We start from the raw sequence: 20,646 nt of genomic DNA, 5'->3' as shown, positions 1-20,646 counted from the left end.
CGGGGCGCGGGCGTCAGCGGGGCGAGGCCGCCCCGCTGCGGTCGCAGCGGTAGGGCGCGACCCCGATCGCCGGGTCCTGCAGCACGCGGCCGCCCGAGGCCTCGCAGCGGACCTGGAAGGAATCGTGCGGCCCCCAGAAGCTCCAGATCGTGAACATCGGCAGCACCATCATCAGGCAGACGCTGCCGATGACCATGCCCGCCGCCCAGGCGTTGCCGCGCAGCGGTTTCGGCGGCTCCGGCCGCATCGGCGGCATCGGCGCGAGGAAGGCCAGGGTCGGCACCAGCCAATCGAGGGTGTTCATCCGCCAGCCCGCCCGCAGTTTCGGCCCGCATCGTGGCGCGCCGCGAAGCCGACGGTAGTTCGATCGCCTCAGTTTCGAAAGTCGGCCAGCCGCGACCGTTTGGCGAAACCCTTCGTTCACGCTATGTGCTCAGACAGAGCCGGTACGGCGTTCCGGCCGTGCGGCCAAGGTCCGGTTCATGACGCCCATCCGCATCCTCGGCATCGATCCGGGCCTGCGCCGCACCGGCTGGGGCGTCGTGACGGTGACGGGGGCGAAGCTCGCCTACGTCGATTGCGGCGTCGTCACCTCGGACGGCGACCTGCCGCTGGCGCTGCGCCTGCGCGAATTGCACGAGGGCATCACCCGGGTCGTGCGGGACTTCTCGCCCGACGAGGTTTCGGTCGAGGAGACCTTCGTCAACAAGGACGCGCAGGCGACGCTCAAGCTCGGGCACGCCCGCGCCATCGCCCTGCTGGTGCCGGCGCTCGCCGGCGTGCCGGTGTTCGAGTACGCGGCGAACCTGATCAAGAAGTCGGTCTGCGGCTCGGGGCATGCCGAGAAGGCGCAGATTCAGGCGATGGTGCGCTTCCTGCTGCCGAAGGCCGAGTTCAAGCTGGCGGATGCGGCCGATGCGCTCGCCATCGCCATCACCCACGTCAACCATCGCGGCGCCCATGCGCTCAAGCGCGCCAACCCGCCGCCCGGCGCGGCCGGGCCGGGCGCCGCGCGGATCGCGGCGGCGTTGGCCAAGCTCGGCTGAGGCCGATCAGTTCACCGCCTTGAACTCGCCTTCGAGGCGCAGGACGACCTCGTCGCCGAGCATCGGCAGGTAGGCGTCGATGCCGAAGTCCGACCGCTTCAGCACGGCGCGGCCGTCGAAGCCGACGGTGTAGGCCTTGTCGACGGGATGGATGCCGGCCTGGTTGAAGGTCGCGTCGAAGGCGACCGGCTTGGTGACGCCGCGCAGCGTCAGGTCGCCGGTGACGCGCGCCGTGGTCGGGCTCGTCGCCTCGACCGCGGTGGCGGCGAAGGTCGCGCTCGGGAACTTCGCGGTGTCGAAGAAGTCGGGCGCCTTGAGATGCGCGTCGAGCTTCGGGTTCACGCCGGTGATGCTGTCGGTGCCGATCGTGACCTTGAGCCGGATCTTGGTCGCGTCCTTGGGGTCGAGGGTCGCGTCGCCGGTGACGTCGGTGATCTGCCCGTAATAGGTCGAGAAGCCGAGATGGCTCAGCGACCAGGTGATCTTGGCGTGGTCGGGATCGAGGCGGTAGGTGCCCGGCCGGACCTGCGTCGGGTCGGCGCTGGGGGCAGTCGCGGTGTCGGCGGCCCGCGCCGGCGAGAGGGCGAGCGTCTGGGCGAGTGCCAGGGCGAGGAGAAGCAAGGGTCCGCGCATCGGGATCGCCTGGGTTGTAACCGACCGTTTCCCTGCCCTGATCCCACGAAGCTCGGCCGCTCTCAAGACTGGCCTGCCGAAAGACTCGCCACGCTTCGCCGGATGGCGGGGATGCGCGGCATTCTGTAGGCAGCGGACGGCACGCTGGACGCGGCAGCGCGAATGATCGGGATCTCATGATCGGGAAGCTCAAGGGCGTGGTCGATTCCTACGGCGGGGATTTCGTCCTGCTCGACGTCCAGGGAGTCGGGTACGAGGTGCATTGCTCGGCGCGCACGCTTCAGCGCCTGCCGAAGCCCGGCGAGCCGGCCGTCCTTTCGATCGAGACGCATGTCCGCGAGGACATGATCCGCCTCTACGGCTTCCGCTCGGATGCCGAGCGCGAGTGGTTCCGCCTGCTCCAGACCGTGCAGGGCGTCGGCTCCAAGGTCGCCCTCGGGCTGCTCTCGGTGCTGGAGCCGCCTCAGCTCGCCTCGGCGATCGCCATGGGCGACAAGACCGCCGTCGCGCGTGCGCCCGGCGTCGGCCCGCGGCTGGCCGCCCGGCTGGTGGCCGAACTCAAGGACAAGGCGCCGGCCTTCGCGCCGATCGATCCGGCGCTCATCGCCCTGTCGGGCGCGGTCGAGAACCGCTCCGCGCCCCAGCCCGTCGCCGACGCGATCTCGGCGCTGGTCAACCTCGGCTACGCCCAGCTCCAGGCCTCGGCCGCGGTCGCCGCTGCCTTGAAGGCTGGCGGCGAGGACGCCGAGGCGAAGGTTCTCATCCGGCTCGCGCTGAAGGAGCTGGCGCAATAGGGAGCCGCGAAACGCGACGACGCGATCCGATCGTGCGCTCGTGATCGCCGGAGCCTTGACCCATACGGTGCCGGATGGCATGTGGCGTTCGCTAACACGTTGAAAACGCTTAGTTTTCAAGAGTTCTAAACTGGCGACGGTCGAGGACCGGGACGACGCACGGCGAGCGCTCTCGAACGATTCGAGGGCGTCGAAGGAAACGAGCCTCCAGCCATCGGATTTTGGATCGTATGATCGTCTGTTCCTGCAACGTCCTCTCGGATGGCGCCGTGCGCGGGTGTCTCGGCCCGGGTCCTGGCTGCCCGCGCACGCCGGCCCAGGTCTACGCCTGCCTCGGCTGCAGCCCGAAATGCGGGCGTTGCGCCCGCACGATCCGCTCGATCATGCAGAACGCCCTCGCCGCCGCGGCGCTCGAGGCGGGACAGGACGCCCATGCCTGCGCGACGGGTTGCGCAACCGGCTGCAGTTTGGGAAAGGTCCAGCCTGCAGAGGAGGGGATCGCCGCCTGAGGCGTAGCCCGGCTTTTCCCTCGCACGGCCAAGGGGAGAACGGGTTTCATGAAGGGCGACATCAAGGTCATTGAGTATCTCAACCGCGGCTTGCGCAGCGAGCTGACCGCTGTGAGCCAGTACTGGCTCCACTTCCGGATGCTCAACGACTGGGGCTACATCGACCTCGCCAAGTTCTGGCGCAAGGAATCGATCGAGGAGATGAACCACGCGGACCGGTTCGTCGACCGGATCCTGTTCCTCGACGGCTTCCCCAACCTCCAGGAGCTCGATCCCCTGCGGATCGGCCAGAACGTCGAGGAGATCATCGCCTGCGATCTCGCCGCCGAATGCGAGGCCCGCGCGCTCTACCTCGAAGCCGCCAAGTACTGCGATTCGATCAACGACCGGGTGTCGAAGCGCCTGTTCGAGGATCTGGCCGAGGACGAGGAAGGCCACATCGACTTCCTCGAGACCCAGCAGGAACTGATCCGCCAGATCGGCCTGCCGCTCTACGCCCAGCGCCACGTCGGCGGCCTGGAGCCGATCGCCCCCGAAGCCGAATGAACGGGAGGCGGGATCGCCGGGGACCTCCGGCGATCCCGCGCGATGCTCAGTAGAGCCGGGTGCGGTAGGCCTCCTCGGTCGAGCGCTCGGCATCGGCGACGCTCGCGGTGCCGGTCTGCTCGGCGAGGATGCGCCCGAGGCTCGGGAAGCTCTTGCGCTCGACCTGCGCCTCCGGCGACCACAGCTTGGCCCGCATCAGCGCCTTGGCGCAGTGGAAGAACACCTCCTCCACCGCGACGCGCAGACCCGTCACCGGGACCTTGCCCTGGGCGACCAGGGGCGCGAGCATCTCGGCCGACGTGACCAGCGCCGCGCGCCCGTTCACCCGCAGCGTCTCGTCGATGCCCGGCACGAAGAAGATCAGCCCGACCCCGGGATTGCCGAGCACGTTGCCGAAGCTGTCGACGCGGTTGTTGCCGCGGCGGTCCGGGATCAGCAACGTCGCGTCGTCGGGGATCCGGACGAAGCCGGGAGCGTCGCCGCGCGGGCTCGCGTCGGCCCGGCCTTCCGCGTCCATTGAGGCGAGCACGAGGAAGGGCGAGAGCGCGATGAAATCGCGCGCGAAGTGATCGAGCCGCGGGAGCACCTTGTGCTCGGCCATCGGCCTGATCGCGCCGACATGCGTGCGCAACGCCTCGGGAACGCCGAGAATCGTGTCGTCGATCGTCCCGCTCAAGCGGCATCCTCCGGGTTCGGGCCGTCTCGGCCCTCTGACATGGCCTCGAGCCGGCCGGCACGCGCGATCGCCGCGCGAGGCCGGACCGGCTCCGACCGAGCCTGCACCTCGGCCCCGGGCTGCACAACCCGCGCCACGGCCTGGCGACGGCCGACGCCCGTGTCCATCGATGTCGTCGGCAAACCTGCATCGGAGCCTTGACGGCGCGACCGCCCGGCCCTTGATCCTCGCCGCGACGATCGAGAGGCCGGGCGCATGACCGAATCCGCATCGAACGAACGCCTGCCCCCGGCGTTGCGCGGCACGCTGGCCCTGCCGGTGATCGCCGCGCCGCTGTTCATCGTGTCAGGGCCCGACCTCGTGATCGCCCAGTGCCTGTCGGGCATCGTCGGGTCGTTTCCCGCGCTGAATGCCCGGCCGGCCGAACGCCTCGACACCTGGCTGTCGCTCATCACCGGCACGCTCGCCGCGGCGCGGGCGGCCGAGCCGACGCGGCGGATCGCGCCGTTCGCGGTCAACCAGATCGTCCACGCCTCGAACGACCGGCTGGCCCGGGACGTCGCCGCCTGCGTCGCCCACGCGGTCCCGATCGTCATCACCTCGCTCAGGGCGCCCGACGCCGTGGTGCGGCCGATCCACGGCTACGGCGGCGTGGTGTTCCACGACGTCACCACCGTCCGGCACGCGGAGAAGGCGCTGGAGGCCGGCGTCGACGGGCTGATCCTGGTCTGCGCCGGCGCGGGCGGGCATGCCGGCACGCTGAGCCCGTTCGCCCTGCTCGGCGAGGTGCGGCGCTTCTACGACGGGCCGATCATCCTGTCGGGGGCGATCACCACCGGCAGCGCGATCCTCGCCGCGCAGGCGATGGGCGCCGACCTCGCCTACATGGGCACGCGCTTCATCGCGACGGCGGAGGCCAACGCCGCCGACGGCTACAAGGCGATGATCGCGGAAAGCGCGGCCGCCGACATCCTCTACACCCCGTTCTTCACCGGCGTGCCCGGAAACTACCTGAGCCCCAGCATCCGCGCCGCCGGGCTCGATCCCGAGAGCCTGCCGGATGTCGACAAGAGCGCGATGAACTTCGGCAGCAGCCGGGCGAAGCCGTGGCGCGACGTGTGGGGTGCCGGCCAGGGCGTCGGGACGATCGCGGACGCGCCGCCCGTGGCGGACGTAGTCGCACGGCTCGCGCGCGAATACGCGGCTGCCCGCGCACGCCTGGGGGCCGCAGCCTACTCGGCTGCCTGAGGCCAAGGCAGTCGCCGGTTTCGGGCGGCCTGCGCATCCGGACCGTCCGCCTCGGCCAGTTCCGTCCGGCTGCGGCCGTTGCGCTTGGCGCGGTAGAGCGCGAGGTCGGCCCGGCGCATCAGGTCGTCGAAACGCTCATGTCCCGGCGTGCTCACCGCCACGCCGATGCTGCAGCTGACCTCGAGGTGCGGCAGCGTCGGCAGGCGCAGGGCGGCGAAGGCGCGGCCGAAGCGGACCGCCTCGCGCCGGGCGGCCTCCGGGGTCTGGGCCGGGATCAGGCACGCGAACTCCTCGCCACCGAGCCGGCCGAACGCGCGATCGCCCGGCAGCAAGGCCCGCCCCAGGGCGCAGAAACCGACCAACACCCCGTCGCCGACCGCGTGGCCGTAGGTGTCGTTCACACGCTTGAAGTGATCGAGGTCGAACAGCAGCAGCGCGCTCGGCGAGGGCCGCGCCAGCATCGCCTCGGCCTCCAGCACGAAGGCGCGGCGGTTGGCGATGCCGGTCAGCGGATCGACCGATGCGGCGAGCCGCTGTGCCCGCTCGGCCCGCTCCTTGGTCAGCGCCATGAAGGTGAAGGCGATGGCGATCGTGAACAGCATCGCGGCAAAGCACAGGATCGCGACCCAGCGCGATTGCAGGGCGTCTGGGCTGGTCGGCAGGGGGGCGAGGAAGGCTGCGGGGATCCGAACCGCGTAGCAGATGCACAGCAGGATCATCGCGGGGTAGCGCGAGACCAGCCGTTCCGCCCGGCCGCGCCAGATCTCGTAGGCGCTCGCCGCGCAGAAGAAGGTTGCGATCGACGAGGCGAGGACGACCCGCGCCGCGATCGAGCCGTAGAACGCCGGGACGAGGCAGGCCGCCGCGAAGGCGCCGCCGCTCAGGATCGCGATCGACAGGCGCAGGCTCCGCCCCTCGAAAGCCCGCACGCCGCTCCAGATCAGACCGTAGGCGGCGATCATCATCGCGTTGGCGACGCCGATGGAGAGCCAGTCGGGGATCGTGCCGCGCAGGGCCAGCCCGCCGGAGGCGATCGCGCCGACGAGGTGCGCGACGCCCCAGATCGCCAGAGCGTGCGTCCGACGTGCCTGGACCCACGACAGCACGAAGAGCACGCCCACGAGGAACGTGAGGACGAAGGTCACCAGTAGAAGGGTCGCGATGTCGAGACGCATGGTCCGCTTGACGTCTCCCGACGATCACTCCGATGGCCGAGACCACACCTGTGATACGGCACCCGAGACTGAGCACAACATCAAACTAGAGCATAAACAACATCTAAACGCCCGCATCAGACCTGACTGATATCAAAACTCCATAACATAGGTTATCGGGATGACGGGCCAAATCCTTCATCCGTCGCCACGCTTGCTCCCCGTCGGCTCCAGCGGCGTGATCCGCAGGGTCGTGATGCGATTCTTCGCCTTGCGCAGGACCTGGAAGCGGAAGCCGTGGAAGTTGAAGGCGGTTCCCTGGTCGGGGATGGCGCGCGCCTCGTGGATGACGAGCCCGGCGATGGTGGTCGCCTCCTCGTCCGGCAGGTTCCAGTCCATCGCCCGATTGAGGTCGCGGATCGGCACGCCGCCGTCGGCGTTGACCGAGCCGTCGCCCTGCGGCCGCACGCCCGAGACGGTGACGTCGTGCTCGTCGGCGATGTCGCCGACGATCTCCTCGAGGATGTCCTCCAGGGTGATGAGGCCCATCACCTCGCCGTACTCGTCGACGACGAGGGCGAAGTGGGTCTTCTTCGAGAGGAAGGCCTTGAGCTGGTCGCGCAGGCTGGTGGTGTCCGGCACGAACCAGGTCTCGAGCGCCAGCGCCTCGACCTTGAGGCCGGACGCGTCGCCGCCGGCCGCGTCGAGCGCCCGGAGCAGGTCCTTGGCATGCAGCACGCCGACGACGTTCTCCGTGGTGCCGCGCCACAGCGGCATCCGTGTGTAGGGCGAGGCCAGCACCTCGCGCACGATCTCCTCGGAGGGCAGGTCGGCGTTGATGATCCGCATCTTGGTGCGGTGGACCATCACCTCGGAGACCGAGAGGTCGTTGAGGTCGAGCAGGCCGCCGAGCATGTCGCGCTCGGCCTTGGCCACCCCGCCCTCGCGGTGCAGCAGCGCGACCTGCCCGCGGATCTCCTCGGTCGGTGACAGGATCGACTGGTGGTCGCCGATCGTGACGCCGAACGGGCGCAGCATCAGCCGCACCAGGCTCTCGATCGCGAGCGCCGCCGGGCCCATCACCGCGACCGCGAAGGCGACGGGGCGGGCCATCATCAGGGCCGCCTTGTCGGGCTTCGAGATGGCGAGCGTCTTCGGCAGCACCTCGGCGAAGACGATCACCAGCACTGACATGCCGACGGTGGCGTAGATGACGCCGCTCTTGCCAAAGACCGCGGTCAGCACGCTCGTCATGAAGGCGGAGGCGCCGATCGCGACGATGTTGTAGCCGATCAGCATCGCGCCGATGAAGCGCTCGCGGATCGCCAGGATGCGGTTGACGATGCCCGCCCGCGCATCCCCCGCCTCCTCCAGGGAATGCATCCGCGCGCGGGACGCGGCGGTGAAGGCTGTCTCCGCGCCCGCGAAGAAGGCCGAGAGCAGCAGCGAGATCACGACGATGCTCGCGGCCAGCCAGAGGTCGGTGTGGGTTTCCATCGCGCCGGGTTTTCGAGCTCATGCCGTCGCGGCAGGCTCGGGATCGAGGCGCGACGGCGACATCCCTCATAGGGGATTCGGCGCCGGATTGCCCTATCGCCGGGCGCGCAGGGTCAGGATTTGGCCGGCACCGCCGGTCCCAGGCGCGGCACGGGGCGCGGCAGCGCCCGCGCGGCGATGCAGGCGAGCGTCGCGAGGCCGAGGAGGAAGCCGAAGGGGAGGCTCGTCGCCGCCATCGCCGGGCGCACCAGCGCGACGAAGGGGGCGGCGAGCATCAAGGCCCGCTCGCGGTCGTGCAGGCCGCCGGCGCGGTGGGCGGCGATCGCGAGAAGGATCGTCGCCGGAACCAGAGGGACGAGGTCGTAGACCGGCACGTAGGGCGAGACCATCGGAGCCGCGGCGAGCAGCGTCGCGGCCCGCAGCCCGAGGTCGCCGTTGCCGGCCCAGACCCGCCAGGCGACCGCGAGCGCCGCGAGGCTCGCGCCGACCTGCAGCGTCCAGGCCGCTACGAACGAGCCGCCGGCCAGCCGGACCGCGCCGAAGGCGCTGGCATTGAGATCGAGGCCGGCGCCGGCCTCCTGCAGGATGATCCGGTTGGTCTCCGACAGGCTCGCGGCAAAAGCCTGCCACGGCGCGAGCCCGAACAGGACGACCGAGGCGAGGCACAGGGCCAGCGCCGTGGCGAGGCAGGCGGCGAGCGCCTGTCGGCGGCCCGTCATGAGCAGCAGGAACGGCGCCAGCGCTGCGAGTTGCGGCTTGTAGGCGACGAGCCCGAAGCAGAGACCGGCGAGCCAGGGCCGCCCGTCGACCAGCATCGCTCCGAGCGTCAGCAATCCGGCGGTGACGAGGCCGTTCTGGCCGTAGGCGAGATTGCAGAGCACCAGCGGATGCGCGAGCCCGATCAGCACCGCGTCGGGCCGCCCGGTCGCACGGTGGAGCGCAGCGGCGAAGATCGCGAGCGAGAGGGTGATCCAGACGAGGAAGGCTCCTTGCGGGCTCAGCAATGCGAGGGGGGACGCCGCCAGCAGGAACACCGGCGGGTAATGCCACGCGAACCGGCATTCCGGCCCGAAGGCCGCAGCGAGGTTCTGCAGGTGCACCGGCAGGTCGTAGGCCTCCGTCGCGCGTCCGCCCAGCGCCGTCCGGCCGACCACCCAGACCTGGGCGAGATCGCTGCCCATCACGTCGCCGAGCCAGTTGTGGCGCGGATCGGGACCGGTGCCGAAGGCAAGGTAGGCCAGCGCCAGGATCGTCGGAACCAGGAACGCGGCGGCCAGGCGCGCGAAGCGGAGCAGGCCGGCATCGTCGGCGAGACGTTCCCGCAGGCTGGCCGCGAAGCGCTCCGACGCGCTGATACCCTCCGACGCGCCCATGGTCCGACTCGCATCCTGGCCGAGCGCCAGCGCGGCGACGATAGGGCCGCGAGGTTCCGCCGCGGTTAATGCGGGTCGGGCTCAGCCGGCCCGCAACTCGTCCTGCAGGAAGGCGCGCACCGCGTCCCGCTCGATTCCCGGCGCGATGAAGCTCCGGCCGATGCCGCGGGCGAGGATGAAGGTCAGCGCGCCGTCCTTCACCTTCTTGTCCTGCGCCATCGCGTCGAGCAGCGCGTCGGCGTCGCCGCAGCCGCCGGGCACGGCCTGGAGGGTGGTCGGCAGACCGGCGAGCGCGAGGTGGTTGGCGACGCGGCCTGCATCCTGGCCCGCGCACAGGCCGAGACGGGCCGAGAAGCGGAACGCCAGCGCCAGCCCGATCGCGACGCCCTCGCCGTGGACGAGGCGGGCCGACTCGTAGCCGGTGAGCCGTTCCAGCGCGTGGCCGAAGGTGTGGCCGAGATTCAAGAGGGCGCGCTCGCCGTCCTCGCGCTCGTCGCGGACGACGACGCCGGCCTTGGCGCGGCAGCAGATCGCCACCGCCTCGTCGCGCTCCGGCCCGCCGGAGAAGATCCCGCGCCAATGGGCCTCGCACCAGTCGAAGAAGCCGGCATCGCCGATCAGCCCGTACTTGGCGACCTCGGCGTAGCCCGCCCGCATCTCGCGCTCCGAGAGCGTGTCGAGGGTCGCGGTGTCGGCGAGCACGAGGCGGGGCTGGTGGAAGGCGCCGATCAGGTTCTTGCCGAGCGGCGAATTGATCCCGGTCTTGCCGCCGACCGAGGAATCGACCTGGGCGAGCAGGCTCGTCGGCACCTGCACGAAGCGCACGCCGCGCCGCAGGGTCGCCGCGGCGAAGCCCGCGAGATCGCCGACGACGCCGCCGCCGAGGGCGACCACGATGTCGCCGCGCTCGACCTTGTGGGCGAGCAGGCCGTCGCAGACCGACGCGTAGGTCGCGTAGGATTTCGAGGCCTCGCCCGGCGCCACCGCGACGGATGCGGAGCGCAGGCCCGCTTCCTCCAGGCTCCTCCGCAGGGCGTCGCCGTAGAGCGCCGCGACGGTCTCGTCGCTGACGATCACCGCCGCCTTGCCGCCCAGCGCCGCCACGCGCGCGCCGGCGCCGGCGATGAGGCCGCGCCCGATCAGGATGTCGTAGTCGCGGCCCTGGTCGAGGGGGACGTGGACGGCGAGGGGCTCGGTCATGACAGCTTCACTGCGCGGCGACCGCGCGGCTCTCGTCCGGCGGGTTGAGGTAGGCGTCGAGGGCTTCGAGCACGTCCTGCACGACGCGGTCGTGGGCGACGTCGCGGGACAGCGCGGTCACGTCGGAGGCGGCATAGACCGGATGGCGCAGGTCCATCAGGTCGCGCATGGTCCGCTCGGGATCCTCGGTCTGGAGCAGCGGGCGGTTGCCGCGCTTGCGCACCCGCCGCATCAGCACGTCGAGCTCGGCCTTGAGCCAGACCGACACGCCCGATTCCGCGATCCGCGCGCGGGTCGACTCGCGCATGAACGCGCCGCCGCCGGTGGCCAGGACCAGAGGCCCCGCCCGCAGCAGGCGCGAGATCACGCGCTCCTCGCCGTCGCGAAAGCTCGGCTCGCCGTAGATCGCGAAGATGTCGGGGATGGTCAGGCCGGCGGCCGCCTCGATCTCGATGTCGGCGTCCTTGAAGATCAGGCCGAGCCGGCTCGCGAGGCGGCGGCCGACGGTGCTCTTGCCCGCTCCCATCAGGCCGACGAGCACGATCGAGCGCGAGCCGAGGGCCCGGCGCAGGCGCGCTTCGATCGGATCGCCCATCGGCTCGGGCGTAGTCATCGGGCGGGGCTCGGCATGGACGGCAAAGGGCGGGTCGGCGACGGGGCTGGAAGCGGGTGCGGCGGTGTCCCGGGTCTTATACCAAGTCTGCGGGGTTATCACCCATGCGGTCGGGCCCGCGGCCGCCGCCCCCTGAAATCTCGGAAAGGGCCCGGAGACGGCGTGGAGCCGGCCCGATGCGCCGGCCCGTCGTCGCGGCGAGACGAGCGCAGGATGTGGCCTTCCGGGCCTTGCCAGCGCGGCGGCGGCATGGTGCAACCCGGGTCGCCGCGGCGCAAAACTTAAGTCCCCGCTGCGCCCTGCTCCATCGCGTCCGCGTGCCCCGAGGTTCGACCGCTGTGCCGACCCTATTCCGTTTCTTCGCCACCCTCGCGATCCTGGCCGGCCTCGTCTTCGCCGGCATGTTCGCGCTCGCGACCTTCGTGACGCCGACGCCGCGGGAAATGAGCGTGACCATCCCCGCCTCGAAGCTCCAGCCGGGCGGCCGGTGAGGGAGGAGCGTCCGCCCGAGGCCGAGCGGCGGACGCCGCCCGAGATCGCGGCCTACCTCGACATGCTGGCCGCCGAGCGCGGAGCGGCGAAGAACACCCTCGAAGCCTACCGGCGCGATCTCGACGACTACTTCGGTCACCTCGCCGACGAGGGCCTCGACCTCGCCGAGATCGAGGCGGCGGACCTCCGCGCCTACGTCGCCTCCCTCGAGCCGCGTGGCCTGAAGCCGGCCTCCGCCGCCCGGCGGCTCTCCTGCATCCGCGGCTTCCACAAGTTCCTCTACGCGGAAGGGCTGGCCGAATCCGATCCGAGCGCGCCGCTCACCGGCCCGCGCCGCGGCCGCGCGCTGCCGAAGGTGCTGTCGGTCGCCGAAGTCGACCGGCTGCTCGCGACGGCGCGCGCGCAGGTCGATGCGGCGGTCGAGGCCGAGGCGCCGGGCCAGGCGCGACGGGCGCAGCGGATGCTGTGCCTGCTCGAGCTGCTCTACGCCACGGGCCTGCGCGTCTCCGAGCTGATCGCGCTTCCGCGCTCGGCCGCCTCGACCCGCGAGCGCTACCTCGTGGTGCGAGGAAAGGGTGGGCGCGAACGGCTCGTGCCACTCACCGAGCTGGCGCGCGACGCGATGCGCCGGCACCTCGCCGCGTCGCCGAGCGACGCGCCGTGGCTGTTTCCCGCCGACAGCGAGAGCGGCCATCTCACCCGGCAGGCCTTCGCCCGCGACCTGAAGGCGGCGGCGGAGGCCGCGAGCCTGCGCGCCGACAAGGTCAGCCCGCACGTGCTGCGCCACGCCTTCGCCAGCCATCTGCTGCACAACGGCGCCGACCTGCGGATCGTGCAGGAGCTGCTCGGCCACGCCGACATCTCGACGACGCAGATCTACACGCACGTCCTCGACGACCGCCTGAAGAGCATGGTCCGCGACCTGCATCCGCTGATGGACGAGCCCTCCGGCCCCGACGGCGCACCGGAGGTGCAGCCGTGAGGGCTCCGATCCGCCGCTTGCGGCGTTGACCGGCTCGGGCGACGGAAGCGGGCGATCGGCGATGGGAGTGCGTTTGCGGCGTTGGAGGAAGGGCGCGGTCCGGGCGCTGAAGCTCGTCGCCCGCCCGGTCCGCCGGGCGCAGGGGCGCGGCGGCATCGTCATCGAGCCCTATCGCGGCTACGGCTCCGCCGACGAGATCTTCCTGATCGGCCGCATCTTCCGCCAGTCCCACCCCGATACGGCACCGGGCGACGAGAGCCTGCGCGCGCAGCTGCGGGACATCGCCCGGCGGATCGCGCGGCGGGCGCTGAAGGACGCCGCCGTCACCGCCCGCTTCGGCGGCGCGCAGACGCGGGTCGAGACCGACCGCGACGGCTACTTCCGCGTCCATCTCAGCCCGGAGGCGTTGCCCGCGGGCGACCATGGCTGGCACGACGTCGACCTCACGCTCGAGGCGGAGCCGCCGGTGCGGGCGCGGGGGCAGGTGTTCGTGCCGCCGGGCGCCACCGGTTGCGTCGTCGTCAGCGACATCGACGACACGGTGATGCGCACGGGCGTCGCCAACAAGGCCAAGATGCTGTGGCGGCTGTTCGTGGAGGATGCCGAGAACCGCGTCGCCTTCCCCGGCGTCGCCGCGCTCTACCGGGCCCTCTACGTCGGCCCGGACGGCATCGAGGCCAACCCGATGCTCTACGTCTCGCGCGCGCCGTGGGGCCTGTACGAGATGCTGTCGGAGTTCTTCACGATCCACGGCATCCCAGTGGGCCCGATCCTGTTCCTGCGCGAATGGGGCCTGTCGTGGAAGCACCCCCTCCCCCGCCGGGCGGAAGATCACAAGCGCGCCCTGATCGTCCACATGCTGTCGCTGTATCGCGACCTGCCCTTCGTGCTGATCGGCGACAGCGGGCAGCACGACCCGGAGGTCTACGGCCGGATCGTCGCCGACCATCCGGGCCGGGTGAAGGCGGTCTACATCCGCAACGTGTCGCGCGACGCCGACCGCATCCGCGAGATCGAGGCGCTGGCGCAGGTCGTCGCGGCCGCCGGGAGCCACCTCGTCATCGCCGCAGACAGCACCGCCATCGCCCGGCACGCAGCGGGCCTCGGCCTGATCGCACCGGGCGCGGTCGCCCTGGTGGCGGACGAGCACGCGGCCGGCGGCGAGCCGGCGGAGCTGACCGAGGAGACCGCCCTGCCGGGCGACCTCGGCTCCGTCCTCAGCGGCGCCGGAGGAACCTTGCCGCCGAACGTCGTCATCGAGGCGTCGGCGCAGGACGGATCGCATGTCTCGACCTAGCGCCACCATGCGCGCCGTCACTGTCGCCGCCGGGTCACACTTCACAGGAGCGTGATTCCGGCCGTTGACTCTTCGGGACCGCGGAAGCCACTTGGCGCGGACGGTTCCCCCCGGGGATCAAAAGGGAACGCGGTGAGGACGAGGCTCCGAGGAGCCTTTCCGATGCCGCGGCTGCCCCCGCAACTGTAAGCGGCGAGCCTCCATCAAAACGTCACTGGGTCACGGCACCTGGGAAGACGATGAGGGGCAGCGACCCGCGAGCCAGGAGACCTGCCGTCAGTCGTGGTCACACGCGAAACGCGTCGGGCGGGGTGCCTCGGCGGGTGTCAAGACGCATGGGCCCGCGCGGCGCATGCGGGGCGGCCTCGTTCGCGGTGACGTGCCACCACACGCGTCCGCACGTCCCTTCCATGCCCTTGCCGACCGCGAGACCCGCGCCGAACGACGCACAGGAAGCCGCCCGGCTTCCGTGCGCCGGCGGCCGAGCCACGTTCGGCCGATCGCCTAGTTGTAACATTGTTACATTCGATGTAGATCGAGGGTCGGGCAGGCCGTCGCGTCGCGCCGATAGAGCCGAATCCGATCCATGCTCGTTCTTCTGCAAACCGCTCGTTCCCTCGGGCGCGCGATGCGCTGCCCGCTCCTCGCCGGCACGGCGCTCGTCATCTTCGCTCCGCCGCGAGAGGCCGGCGCCCAGCCGATCGCCGGCGAATCGGCGAGCGTCGTGCTCGACACCCTCACGGTCGCGGGCGACGGCGTCGGCTTGAGCCGCGCCGCGCCCGTCGGCCTCAACCTGCGCACGCCCGACCGCGGCGCGAGCCGCCTCGGCCTCACGCCCCTGGAGACCCCCGGCAGCGTCGACGTCATCTCCGGCGAGACCGCGCGGCTGCGCGGCCAGGACACGATCGCGGACGCCGTGACGCAGAACGCCACCGGCATCACCACCATCGCCTCGCCGGGCAACGGCAACGGCGCCTTCACCAGCCGCGGGTTCTCGGGGCCGAACTCGATCCAGCAGCTCTACGACGGCACGCGGCTGTTCGTCGGCGCCAACACGGTGACCTTCCCGTTCGACACCTGGAACGTCGAGCGCATCGAGGTGCTGCGCGGGCCGGCCTCCGTGCTCTACGGCGACGGGGCGATCGGCGGCGTCATCAACGTGGTGACGAAGAAGCCGACCTTCACGCCCATCAACGTGGTGCGGGCCGGCGTCGGATCGGACGGGATCGCGCGGCTCGCCCTCGATTCCGGCGGCCCGATCGGCGACGCGGTGGCCTATCGCCTCAACGTCAGCGGCAACCGCGCCGGCGGCTGGATCAGCCCGGACGGCGACTTCCGCAACCTCGCGGTCTCGGGCGCGATCCTGCTCCAGGCCACGCCCGACCTCGCCTTCACCCTGAGCCACGACCTCGGCTATCAGGAGCCGGCGCGCTACTGGGGCACGCCGCTGGTCCACGGGCGCATCCCGGATTTCATCCGGTTCAAGAACTACAACGTCCGCGACGCCAAGATCACCTGGGCGGACAACTGGACCCAGCTCAAGACGGAGTGGACGCCCACCGCCGACATCACGGTGCGCAACACCGCCTACCGGCTGCAGAGCAGGCGCCACTGGCTCGACGTCGAGACCTACAGCTTCAACCGATCGACGCGATTGGTCGACCGGAGCGACTACACCGAAATCTACCACCAGCAGGAACAGCTCGGGAACCGGTTCGACGCCGCGTTCAAGGGCACGCTGTTCGGCTTCCGCAACGCGTTCCTGGCCGGCTTCGACGTGAACCACATCGACTTTCGGCACACCAACAACTTCTCGACCGTCGGATCGGGCCTCGTCACCAGCGTCCCGCTGACGGATTACGACCCGGGCTCGTTCCCGCTGAACGGCCGCGCCAGCCCGGCCTACGCGACGAGCACCGACCAGGCCTCGGTCTTCGCCGAGGACCGGCTGATCCTCACCGACCAGCTCTCGTTCCTGTCCGGCGTCCGGTTCGATGCCTCGACCCTGCAGCGCGAGAACCTGATGAGCAACGCGCAGTTCGAGAAGTCCTTCCAGGGCCTCGGCTACCGCTTCGGGCTGGTGTTCAACCCGACGCCGGACACCGCGCTCTATGCGCAGGTCGCCACCGCCACGGACCCGGTGAACAGCCTGATCACGCTGTCGCAATCGCTGGCCGGCTTCAAGCTCTCCACCGGCGAGCAGGTCGAGCTCGGCGCCAAGGGCGTGTTCTGGGACGGCCGAGGCGAGTGGACGCTCGCCGGCTACCGCATCGTCAAGGACAACCTGATCTCGGCGGTGCCGGGCCAGCCGAACGTCTCGACGCAGGTCGGCCGGCAATCCTCCTACGGGGTCGAGGCGGCGCTCTCGCTGCAGGTCACGCCGCTCTGGCGGGTCGACGCGAACCTCGCCCTGCTGCACGCGCAGTACGACTCCTTCGACCAGGCCGTGAACGGCGCGACGATTTCGTACGCCGGCAACCGGCCGATCGACGTGCCCGAGCGGGTCGCCAACCTCTGGCTCAATTACGCCTTCGCGCCGGCCTGGGAAGCACGGGTCGGGTTCCAGTACGTCGGCGAGGTGTTCAGCGATTTCGGCAACACCGCGCGACGCCCGGCCTACGGGCTGGTCAACCTCGGCCTCGACCATCAGGTCACGCCGGCCTCGCGCCTGTCCTTCCGCGTCTTCAACCTGTTCGACAAGGTCTACGCGATCAGCGGAAACGCGGTGGACGGGGTCGGCACAAACTGGCTCCTCGGGCGACCGCGCTCGTTCGAGGTCGCCTTCACGACGGCGTTCTGAGATGGCCCCCACGGCGCGCATGCTCGCCAAGCTCGCTAAGCTTGGCAAGACGGGGAAGCGGTGGCTGCATCTCGGCCATCGCTGGCTCGGCATCGTCACGGGGCTGTTCTTCACGACGTGGTTCGTGAGCGGCGTGGTGATGATGTACGTCGCCTACCCGTCGCTGACCGAGCCCGAGCGCCGGGCCGGGCTGCCCGCGATCGCCTGGGACGCGGTGCGGGTCTCGCCGGACGCGGCATTGGCCGACGAGCCCGGCTTTCCCCGGGCGCTGAGCCTGTCGATGCGGGGGGCCGAGCCGGTCTACCGGGTCGCGCGTTGGGACGGGTCCCGCCGCGCCGTCTCCGCGGTCGACGGCCGGGCGATCGGCCCCGCGTCGCCGGACGAGGCCCTCGCTATCGCCGGCCACGATCCGCGCAGCCTGCGCCCGGCCTACCGCGACACGCTCGCCTACGATCTGTGGACGGTGCACCAGCGCTACGATGCGGTGCGCCCGCTCCACCGCATCGCGCTCGGCGATGCGGACGGCACCGAGCTCTACGTCTCGCAGCCGACCGGTGCCGTGGTGCTCGACACCACGGCGCACGAGCGGTTCTGGAACTGGTTCGGCGCCGTCCCGCACTGGCTCTACGTCGCGCCGCTGCGGGCGCAGGCGGCGCTGTGGCGCACGGTGATCGTGTGGGTCTCGGGGATCGCGATGGTCGGGGCCGTCACCGGGTTCGTGCTCGGGCTCCTGCGGATCCGGATCGCCCGACGCTATCGCTCCGGCGCGGTGACGCCCTATCGCGGCCTCGCGCGCTGGCATCATCTCGGCGGCCTGATCGGCGGGCTCGCTCTGTTGAGCTTCATCGTCAGCGGCTGGCTCTCGATGAACCCGAACCGCTGGTTCTCCTCCTCCAGCCCGTCGCAGGCGATGCTCGAACGCTACGCCGACGCACCCGGCGCCCGCACCGGGCTCGACCGCGCCGCGATCCGCCAGCGCGCCTGCACGGACGCGGCGGAGGTGCGGTTCACCTGGCTCGGCGGTGCGCCGCTCGCGGTGATCGCCTGCCGCGACGGACTGGAGATCGCCTGCTGCGGAACGGCGCCGGTCGCGCCCGACCAGCTGGACGCCGCCGCGCGCCGCCTGGTCCCGGAGGCTCGATCGATGACGACCTCTCGGCTCGAGCGCGAGGACTTCTACTGGACCTCGCACCACCGCGCCCGGCGCCTGCCGGTGCTCCGGGTGGTGTTCGACGACCCGGCGGCGACGTGGTTCCACATCGATCCCGAGACCGGCGAGATCCTGAACCGGCTCGACCGGTCGGGCCGCGTCGAGCGCTGGGGCTTCGACTTGCTGCACACCCTCGATCTCGGCATCCTCCTGCGCCACCGGCCCGCCTGGGACGGGGTCATGCTGCTGCTGCTCGCGGCCGGATCGGTGATCGCGGGCTCGGGCGTGGCGATGGGCTGGCGCCGGCTGAGACGGCCGGCGGCCGGATCGCGCCCGGCTTGAGTGCGGGCCGATCCCCCCGCTCGGCTCGGCGAGGCTTGCTTAGCGAGGCTTGCTCAGCGAGGCTTGCTCAGCGAGGCTTGGCCCGCACGGGGCGGCAGCGCTACCATCGCAGCGAAGGGCCCGGAGCGGTCCGCGAACAGACAGGGACGGACGCTGCCATGGCGCGCGCGCGAAAAGTCATCATCACCTGCGCCGTCACCGGCGCGATCCATACGCCGAGCATGTCGCCCTACCTGCCGGTGACGCCGGAGGAGATCGCCGACGCCGCAATCGGCGCGGCGGAGGCAGGCGCGGCCATCGTCCACTTGCACGCCCGCAACCCGCAAACCGGCGAGCCCGACCAGACGCCGGAGGCCTTCGCCAAGTTCCTGCCTGTCATCAAGCAGCGCTCGAGCTGCGTGGTGAACATCACCACCGGCGGCGCGCCGACGATGACCATCGAGGAGCGCGTGCGCCCGGCCGCGACCTTCAAGCCGGAGATCGCCTCGCTCAACCTCGGCTCGATGAACTTCGGCCTGTTCGGGATGCTCGACCGCTTCAAGGATCTCGAGCACGAATGGGAGCGGACGTATCTGGCCAACAAGGACATCATCTTCCGCAACTCGTTCGGGCAGATCGAGCACATCCTCACCACCTGCGCCGGCAACGACACACGATTCGAGTTCGAGTGCTACGACACCGCCCACCTCTACAATCTCAAATACTTCTTCGACCGCGGCCTGGTGAAGGCGCCGCTGTTCATCCAGACCGTGTTCGGGTTGCAGGGCGGCATCGGCTCGCACCCGGACGACGTGATGCACATGAAGCGTACCGCCGATCGGCTGTTCGGTGACCAGTACCGCTGGTCGGTGCTGGGCGCCGGGCGCAATCAGATGAACATCGCGGCGATGGCGGCGGCGATGGGCGGCAACGTCCGCGTCGGGCTCGAGGACAGCCTCTGGGCAGGCCCGGGCCGGCTCGCGCAGTCGAACGCCGAGCAGGTCGCCCAGGTCCGCCGGATCATCGAAGGGCTGGGGCTCGAGGTCGCGACGCCGGACGATGCCCGCGAGATGCTGTCGCTGAAGGGCGGCGACCGCGTCGGGTTCTGAGGCCCGTCACCCGGCGGGGTTCGCGAGAATCTTGCCGGGATTGAGGATGTTCCTTGGGTCGAGCGCGCGCTTGACCGCGCGCATCGTCGCGATCTCGGCGGTCGAGCGCGAGAGCCCGAGCTTGCCGCGCTTCTCCAGCCCGATGCCGTGCTCGGCCGAGACCGAGCCTTGAAGCGCGGCGAGCGGCTCGTAAATCGCCGCCTCGACCTCTGCTTCGAGGGCGGGGTCCGGCAGGCGCGCGGTGTTCCAGTGGATGTTGTTGTCGCCGACATGCCCGTAGGCGACGCTGGCCGCGTCCGGGTGGATCGCGGCGATCCGCGCGCGCGCCTCGGCGACGTAGCCGGCCATGGCCGAGAGCGGCACGCTGACGTCGAACGGGCGGGCGAGCCCGGCCTCGACCAGCATCTCGACGCGGTCGCGGATGCGCCACAGCGCGCGGCGCTGCTCCTCGGACGCCGAGACCACGGCATCGTGCACGACCGCCTCGGCCATCAGGGTCTCGAGCAGGCTCAAGAAGCGCGGTTCCTCCTCGGGTACGCACTCGACCTCGATCAGCGCGTAGTACGGGTGCTCCCGGGGGAGCGGCGGGGTGAAGCGGCCGGGCGCGGTCATCGTCCGGTAGAAGTCGGGCCACATGCCCTCGAAGGACGACACCCGGCCCTGGAACGCCCGCTGCGCGCGGGCGAGGATGGCGGCGGCGGCGTTCACGTCTGCGCAGGCGACGAGCGCGGTGGCGTAGCCGGCCGGCGCCGGGCGCAGGCGCAGCACCGCGCGGGTGACGACGCCGAGCGTCCCCTCCGTGCCGACGAAGAGCTGCTTCAAGTCGAGCCCGGTGTTGTTCTTGATCAGCGGCCGCATCGACGAGACGATCGTGCCGTCGGCGAGCACCGCTTCGAGGCCGAGCACCATCTCGCGCATCATCCCGTAGCGCAGCACCCGCAGGCCGCCGGCATTGGTGCTGATCGTGCCGCCGATCGTCGCCGAGCCGCGGGCTCCGAGATCGAGGGGAAAGAACAGGTCTGCCACTTCCGCTGCCGCCTGCACCGCCTCGAGCGTGGTGCCGGTGCGGACCACCATCGTCATCGCCAAGGGATCGAGCGCCTCGATCCCGGTCATGCGCTCGAGCGACAGGGCGATGTCGCCGGGCGCGCAGAGGATGCCGTCGACGAGGCCGGTGGCGCCGCCGCGCGGGACGACGGCGCGCCC

General features: G+C 71.0%; 20 protein-coding genes and 1 riboswitch. Of the genes, 11 read left to right on the top strand and 9 right to left on the bottom strand.

The annotated features are described in order from the left end of the window. Positions 1 to 13 precede the first annotated feature (13 nt). Entirely contained in the window at positions 14 to 304 is a 291-nt protein-coding gene (locus FV230_RS05625) for a hypothetical protein (protein ID WP_147841609.1), read from the bottom strand. 178 nt (positions 305 to 482) lie between these two features. Between FV230_RS05625 and ruvC the strand changes: the two genes are divergently transcribed. Then, a complete protein-coding gene (ruvC, locus tag FV230_RS05620; protein ID WP_147841608.1) occupies positions 483 to 1,046 on the top strand; it encodes a crossover junction endodeoxyribonuclease RuvC in 564 nt (187 codons plus the stop codon). Between the two features lie 6 nt (positions 1,047 to 1,052). Here the strand turns inward: ruvC and FV230_RS05615 are convergent, their stop codons facing one another. Then, a complete protein-coding gene (locus tag FV230_RS05615; protein ID WP_147727195.1) occupies positions 1,053 to 1,679 on the bottom strand; it encodes a YceI family protein in 627 nt (208 codons plus the stop codon). Positions 1,680 to 1,855: 176 nt separating this feature from the next. Here FV230_RS05615 and ruvA point away from each other — a divergent pair, with 176 nt between their 5' ends. The 3 genes from ruvA to bfr all read left to right on the top strand — a co-directional run bounded on the left by ruvA (position 1,856) and on the right by bfr (position 3,528). Then, positions 1,856 to 2,473: a Holliday junction branch migration protein RuvA gene (gene ruvA / locus FV230_RS05610; RefSeq protein WP_147841607.1), complete on the top strand. Its 618-nt coding sequence runs from the start codon at positions 1,856 to 1,858 to the stop codon at positions 2,471 to 2,473. A 230-nt stretch (positions 2,474 to 2,703) separates the two neighbouring features. Then, on the top strand, positions 2,704 to 2,982 hold the full coding sequence (locus tag FV230_RS05605; RefSeq protein WP_147841606.1) for a (2Fe-2S)-binding protein: 279 nt from the start codon (positions 2,704 to 2,706) through the stop codon (positions 2,980 to 2,982). A 48-nt stretch (positions 2,983 to 3,030) separates the two neighbouring features. Beyond that, a complete protein-coding gene (gene bfr / locus FV230_RS05600; RefSeq protein WP_147727192.1) occupies positions 3,031 to 3,528 on the top strand; it encodes a bacterioferritin in 498 nt (165 codons plus the stop codon). Between the two features lie 46 nt (positions 3,529 to 3,574). Here bfr and FV230_RS05595 read toward each other — a convergent pair whose 3' ends face one another. Then, on the bottom strand, positions 3,575 to 4,204 hold the full coding sequence (locus tag FV230_RS05595) for a pyridoxamine 5'-phosphate oxidase family protein (RefSeq protein ID WP_281408256.1): 630 nt from the start codon (positions 4,202 to 4,204) through the stop codon (positions 3,575 to 3,577). Between the two features lie 255 nt (positions 4,205 to 4,459). Between FV230_RS05595 and FV230_RS05590 the strand changes: the two genes are divergently transcribed. Next, positions 4,460 to 5,452, top strand: coding sequence for a nitronate monooxygenase family protein (locus FV230_RS05590; protein ID WP_147841605.1), 993 nt, complete (start codon positions 4,460 to 4,462; stop codon positions 5,450 to 5,452). Here the strand turns inward: FV230_RS05590 and FV230_RS05585 are convergent. The 5 genes from FV230_RS05585 to FV230_RS05565 all read right to left on the bottom strand — a co-directional run bounded on the left by FV230_RS05585 (position 5,437) and on the right by FV230_RS05565 (position 11,289). Then, positions 5,437 to 6,627: a GGDEF domain-containing protein gene (locus FV230_RS05585; RefSeq protein WP_147841604.1), complete on the bottom strand. Its 1,191-nt coding sequence runs from the start codon at positions 6,625 to 6,627 to the stop codon at positions 5,437 to 5,439. The genes FV230_RS05590 and FV230_RS05585 overlap by 16 nt on opposite strands. A 177-nt stretch (positions 6,628 to 6,804) precedes the next feature. Then, the gene (locus tag FV230_RS05580; protein WP_147841603.1) at positions 6,805 to 8,103 is read right to left on the bottom strand and encodes an HlyC/CorC family transporter; all 1,299 of its coding nucleotides are present in this window, start codon (positions 8,101 to 8,103) and stop codon (positions 6,805 to 6,807) included. A 113-nt stretch (positions 8,104 to 8,216) separates the two neighbouring features. Then, entirely contained in the window at positions 8,217 to 9,476 is a 1,260-nt protein-coding gene (locus FV230_RS05575) for a glycosyltransferase family 87 protein (RefSeq protein ID WP_147841602.1), read from the bottom strand. 81 nt (positions 9,477 to 9,557) lie between these two features. Beyond that, on the bottom strand, positions 9,558 to 10,676 hold the full coding sequence (gene aroB / locus FV230_RS05570) for a 3-dehydroquinate synthase (RefSeq protein WP_147841601.1): 1,119 nt from the start codon (positions 10,674 to 10,676) through the stop codon (positions 9,558 to 9,560). 7 nt (positions 10,677 to 10,683) lie between these two features. Then, complete coding sequence (locus FV230_RS05565) at positions 10,684 to 11,289, bottom strand: shikimate kinase (protein WP_147727186.1); 606 nt, start codon at positions 11,287 to 11,289, stop codon at positions 10,684 to 10,686. A gap of 338 nt (positions 11,290 to 11,627) precedes the next feature. Between FV230_RS05565 and FV230_RS30565 the strand changes: the two genes are divergently transcribed. The 6 genes from FV230_RS30565 (at position 11,628) to FV230_RS05540 (ending at position 19,440) form a co-directional block, all read left to right on the top strand. Beyond that, positions 11,628 to 11,780: a histidine kinase gene (locus FV230_RS30565; protein ID WP_147730042.1), complete on the top strand. Its 153-nt coding sequence runs from the start codon at positions 11,628 to 11,630 to the stop codon at positions 11,778 to 11,780. Further along, positions 11,777 to 12,763, top strand: a complete 987-nt coding sequence (locus FV230_RS05560; protein WP_281408255.1) for a site-specific tyrosine recombinase XerD — start codon at positions 11,777 to 11,779, stop codon at positions 12,761 to 12,763. Before FV230_RS30565 ends, FV230_RS05560 begins: the two co-directional genes overlap by 4 nt. A gap of 61 nt (positions 12,764 to 12,824) precedes the next feature. Beyond that, positions 12,825 to 14,060, top strand: coding sequence for a phosphatase domain-containing protein (locus tag FV230_RS05555; protein ID WP_147841599.1), 1,236 nt, complete (start codon positions 12,825 to 12,827; stop codon positions 14,058 to 14,060). An 84-nt stretch (positions 14,061 to 14,144) separates the two neighbouring features. Continuing rightward, positions 14,145 to 14,353, top strand: a riboswitch (cobalamin riboswitch). 293 nt (positions 14,354 to 14,646) lie between these two features. Continuing rightward, positions 14,647 to 16,860: a TonB-dependent siderophore receptor gene (locus FV230_RS05550; protein WP_246694754.1), complete on the top strand. Its 2,214-nt coding sequence runs from the start codon at positions 14,647 to 14,649 to the stop codon at positions 16,858 to 16,860. Position 16,861: 1 nt separating this feature from the next. Continuing rightward, the gene (locus FV230_RS05545; protein WP_246694753.1) at positions 16,862 to 18,352 is read left to right on the top strand and encodes a PepSY domain-containing protein; all 1,491 of its coding nucleotides are present in this window, start codon (positions 16,862 to 16,864) and stop codon (positions 18,350 to 18,352) included. 158 nt (positions 18,353 to 18,510) lie between these two features. Continuing rightward, positions 18,511 to 19,440, top strand: coding sequence for a 3-keto-5-aminohexanoate cleavage protein (locus tag FV230_RS05540; protein WP_147841598.1), 930 nt, complete (start codon positions 18,511 to 18,513; stop codon positions 19,438 to 19,440). Between the two features lie 6 nt (positions 19,441 to 19,446). On the opposite strand, the gene FV230_RS05535 is transcribed toward FV230_RS05540, so the two are convergent. Then, positions 19,447 to 20,646, bottom strand: a 1,200-nt coding sequence (locus tag FV230_RS05535) for an FAD-binding oxidoreductase (protein WP_147841597.1), incomplete at its 5' end; no start/stop codon positions are given.

The organism is Methylobacterium sp. WL6, from assembly GCF_008040095.1.
Taxonomy (GTDB): Bacteria; Pseudomonadota; Alphaproteobacteria; order Rhizobiales; family Beijerinckiaceae; genus Methylobacterium.
The sequence above is the reverse complement of the archived record's forward strand: the minus strand, read 5'-3'. Positions and strand labels throughout refer to the sequence as shown.

Bases quoted from the DNA above. Each gene is read 5' to 3' on its own strand.
- FV230_RS05625 (WP_147841609.1), bottom strand. From the start codon at position 304: ATGAACACCCTCGATTGGCTGGTGCCGACCCTGGCCTTCCTCGCGCCG.
- ruvC (WP_147841608.1), top strand. From the start codon at position 483: ATGACGCCCATCCGCATCCTCGGCATCGATCCGGGCCTGCGCCGCACC.
- FV230_RS05615 (WP_147727195.1), bottom strand. From the start codon at position 1,679: ATGCGCGGACCCTTGCTTCTCCTCGCCCTGGCACTCGCCCAGACGCTC.
- ruvA (WP_147841607.1), top strand. From the start codon at position 1,856: ATGATCGGGAAGCTCAAGGGCGTGGTCGATTCCTACGGCGGGGATTTC.
- FV230_RS05605 (WP_147841606.1), top strand. From the start codon at position 2,704: ATGATCGTCTGTTCCTGCAACGTCCTCTCGGATGGCGCCGTGCGCGGG.
- bfr (WP_147727192.1), top strand. From the start codon at position 3,031: ATGAAGGGCGACATCAAGGTCATTGAGTATCTCAACCGCGGCTTGCGC.
- FV230_RS05590 (WP_147841605.1), top strand. From the start codon at position 4,460: ATGACCGAATCCGCATCGAACGAACGCCTGCCCCCGGCGTTGCGCGGC.
- FV230_RS05585 (WP_147841604.1), bottom strand. From the start codon at position 6,627: ATGCGTCTCGACATCGCGACCCTTCTACTGGTGACCTTCGTCCTCACG.
- FV230_RS05580 (WP_147841603.1), bottom strand. From the start codon at position 8,103: ATGGAAACCCACACCGACCTCTGGCTGGCCGCGAGCATCGTCGTGATC.
- FV230_RS05575 (WP_147841602.1), bottom strand. From the start codon at position 9,476: ATGGGCGCGTCGGAGGGTATCAGCGCGTCGGAGCGCTTCGCGGCCAGC.
- aroB (WP_147841601.1), bottom strand. From the start codon at position 10,676: ATGACCGAGCCCCTCGCCGTCCACGTCCCCCTCGACCAGGGCCGCGAC.
- FV230_RS05565 (WP_147727186.1), bottom strand. From the start codon at position 11,289: ATGACTACGCCCGAGCCGATGGGCGATCCGATCGAAGCGCGCCTGCGC.
- FV230_RS05555 (WP_147841599.1), top strand. From the start codon at position 12,825: ATGGGAGTGCGTTTGCGGCGTTGGAGGAAGGGCGCGGTCCGGGCGCTG.
- FV230_RS05550 (WP_246694754.1), top strand. From the start codon at position 14,647: ATGCTCGTTCTTCTGCAAACCGCTCGTTCCCTCGGGCGCGCGATGCGC.
- FV230_RS05545 (WP_246694753.1), top strand. From the start codon at position 16,862: ATGGCCCCCACGGCGCGCATGCTCGCCAAGCTCGCTAAGCTTGGCAAG.
- FV230_RS05540 (WP_147841598.1), top strand. From the start codon at position 18,511: ATGGCGCGCGCGCGAAAAGTCATCATCACCTGCGCCGTCACCGGCGCG.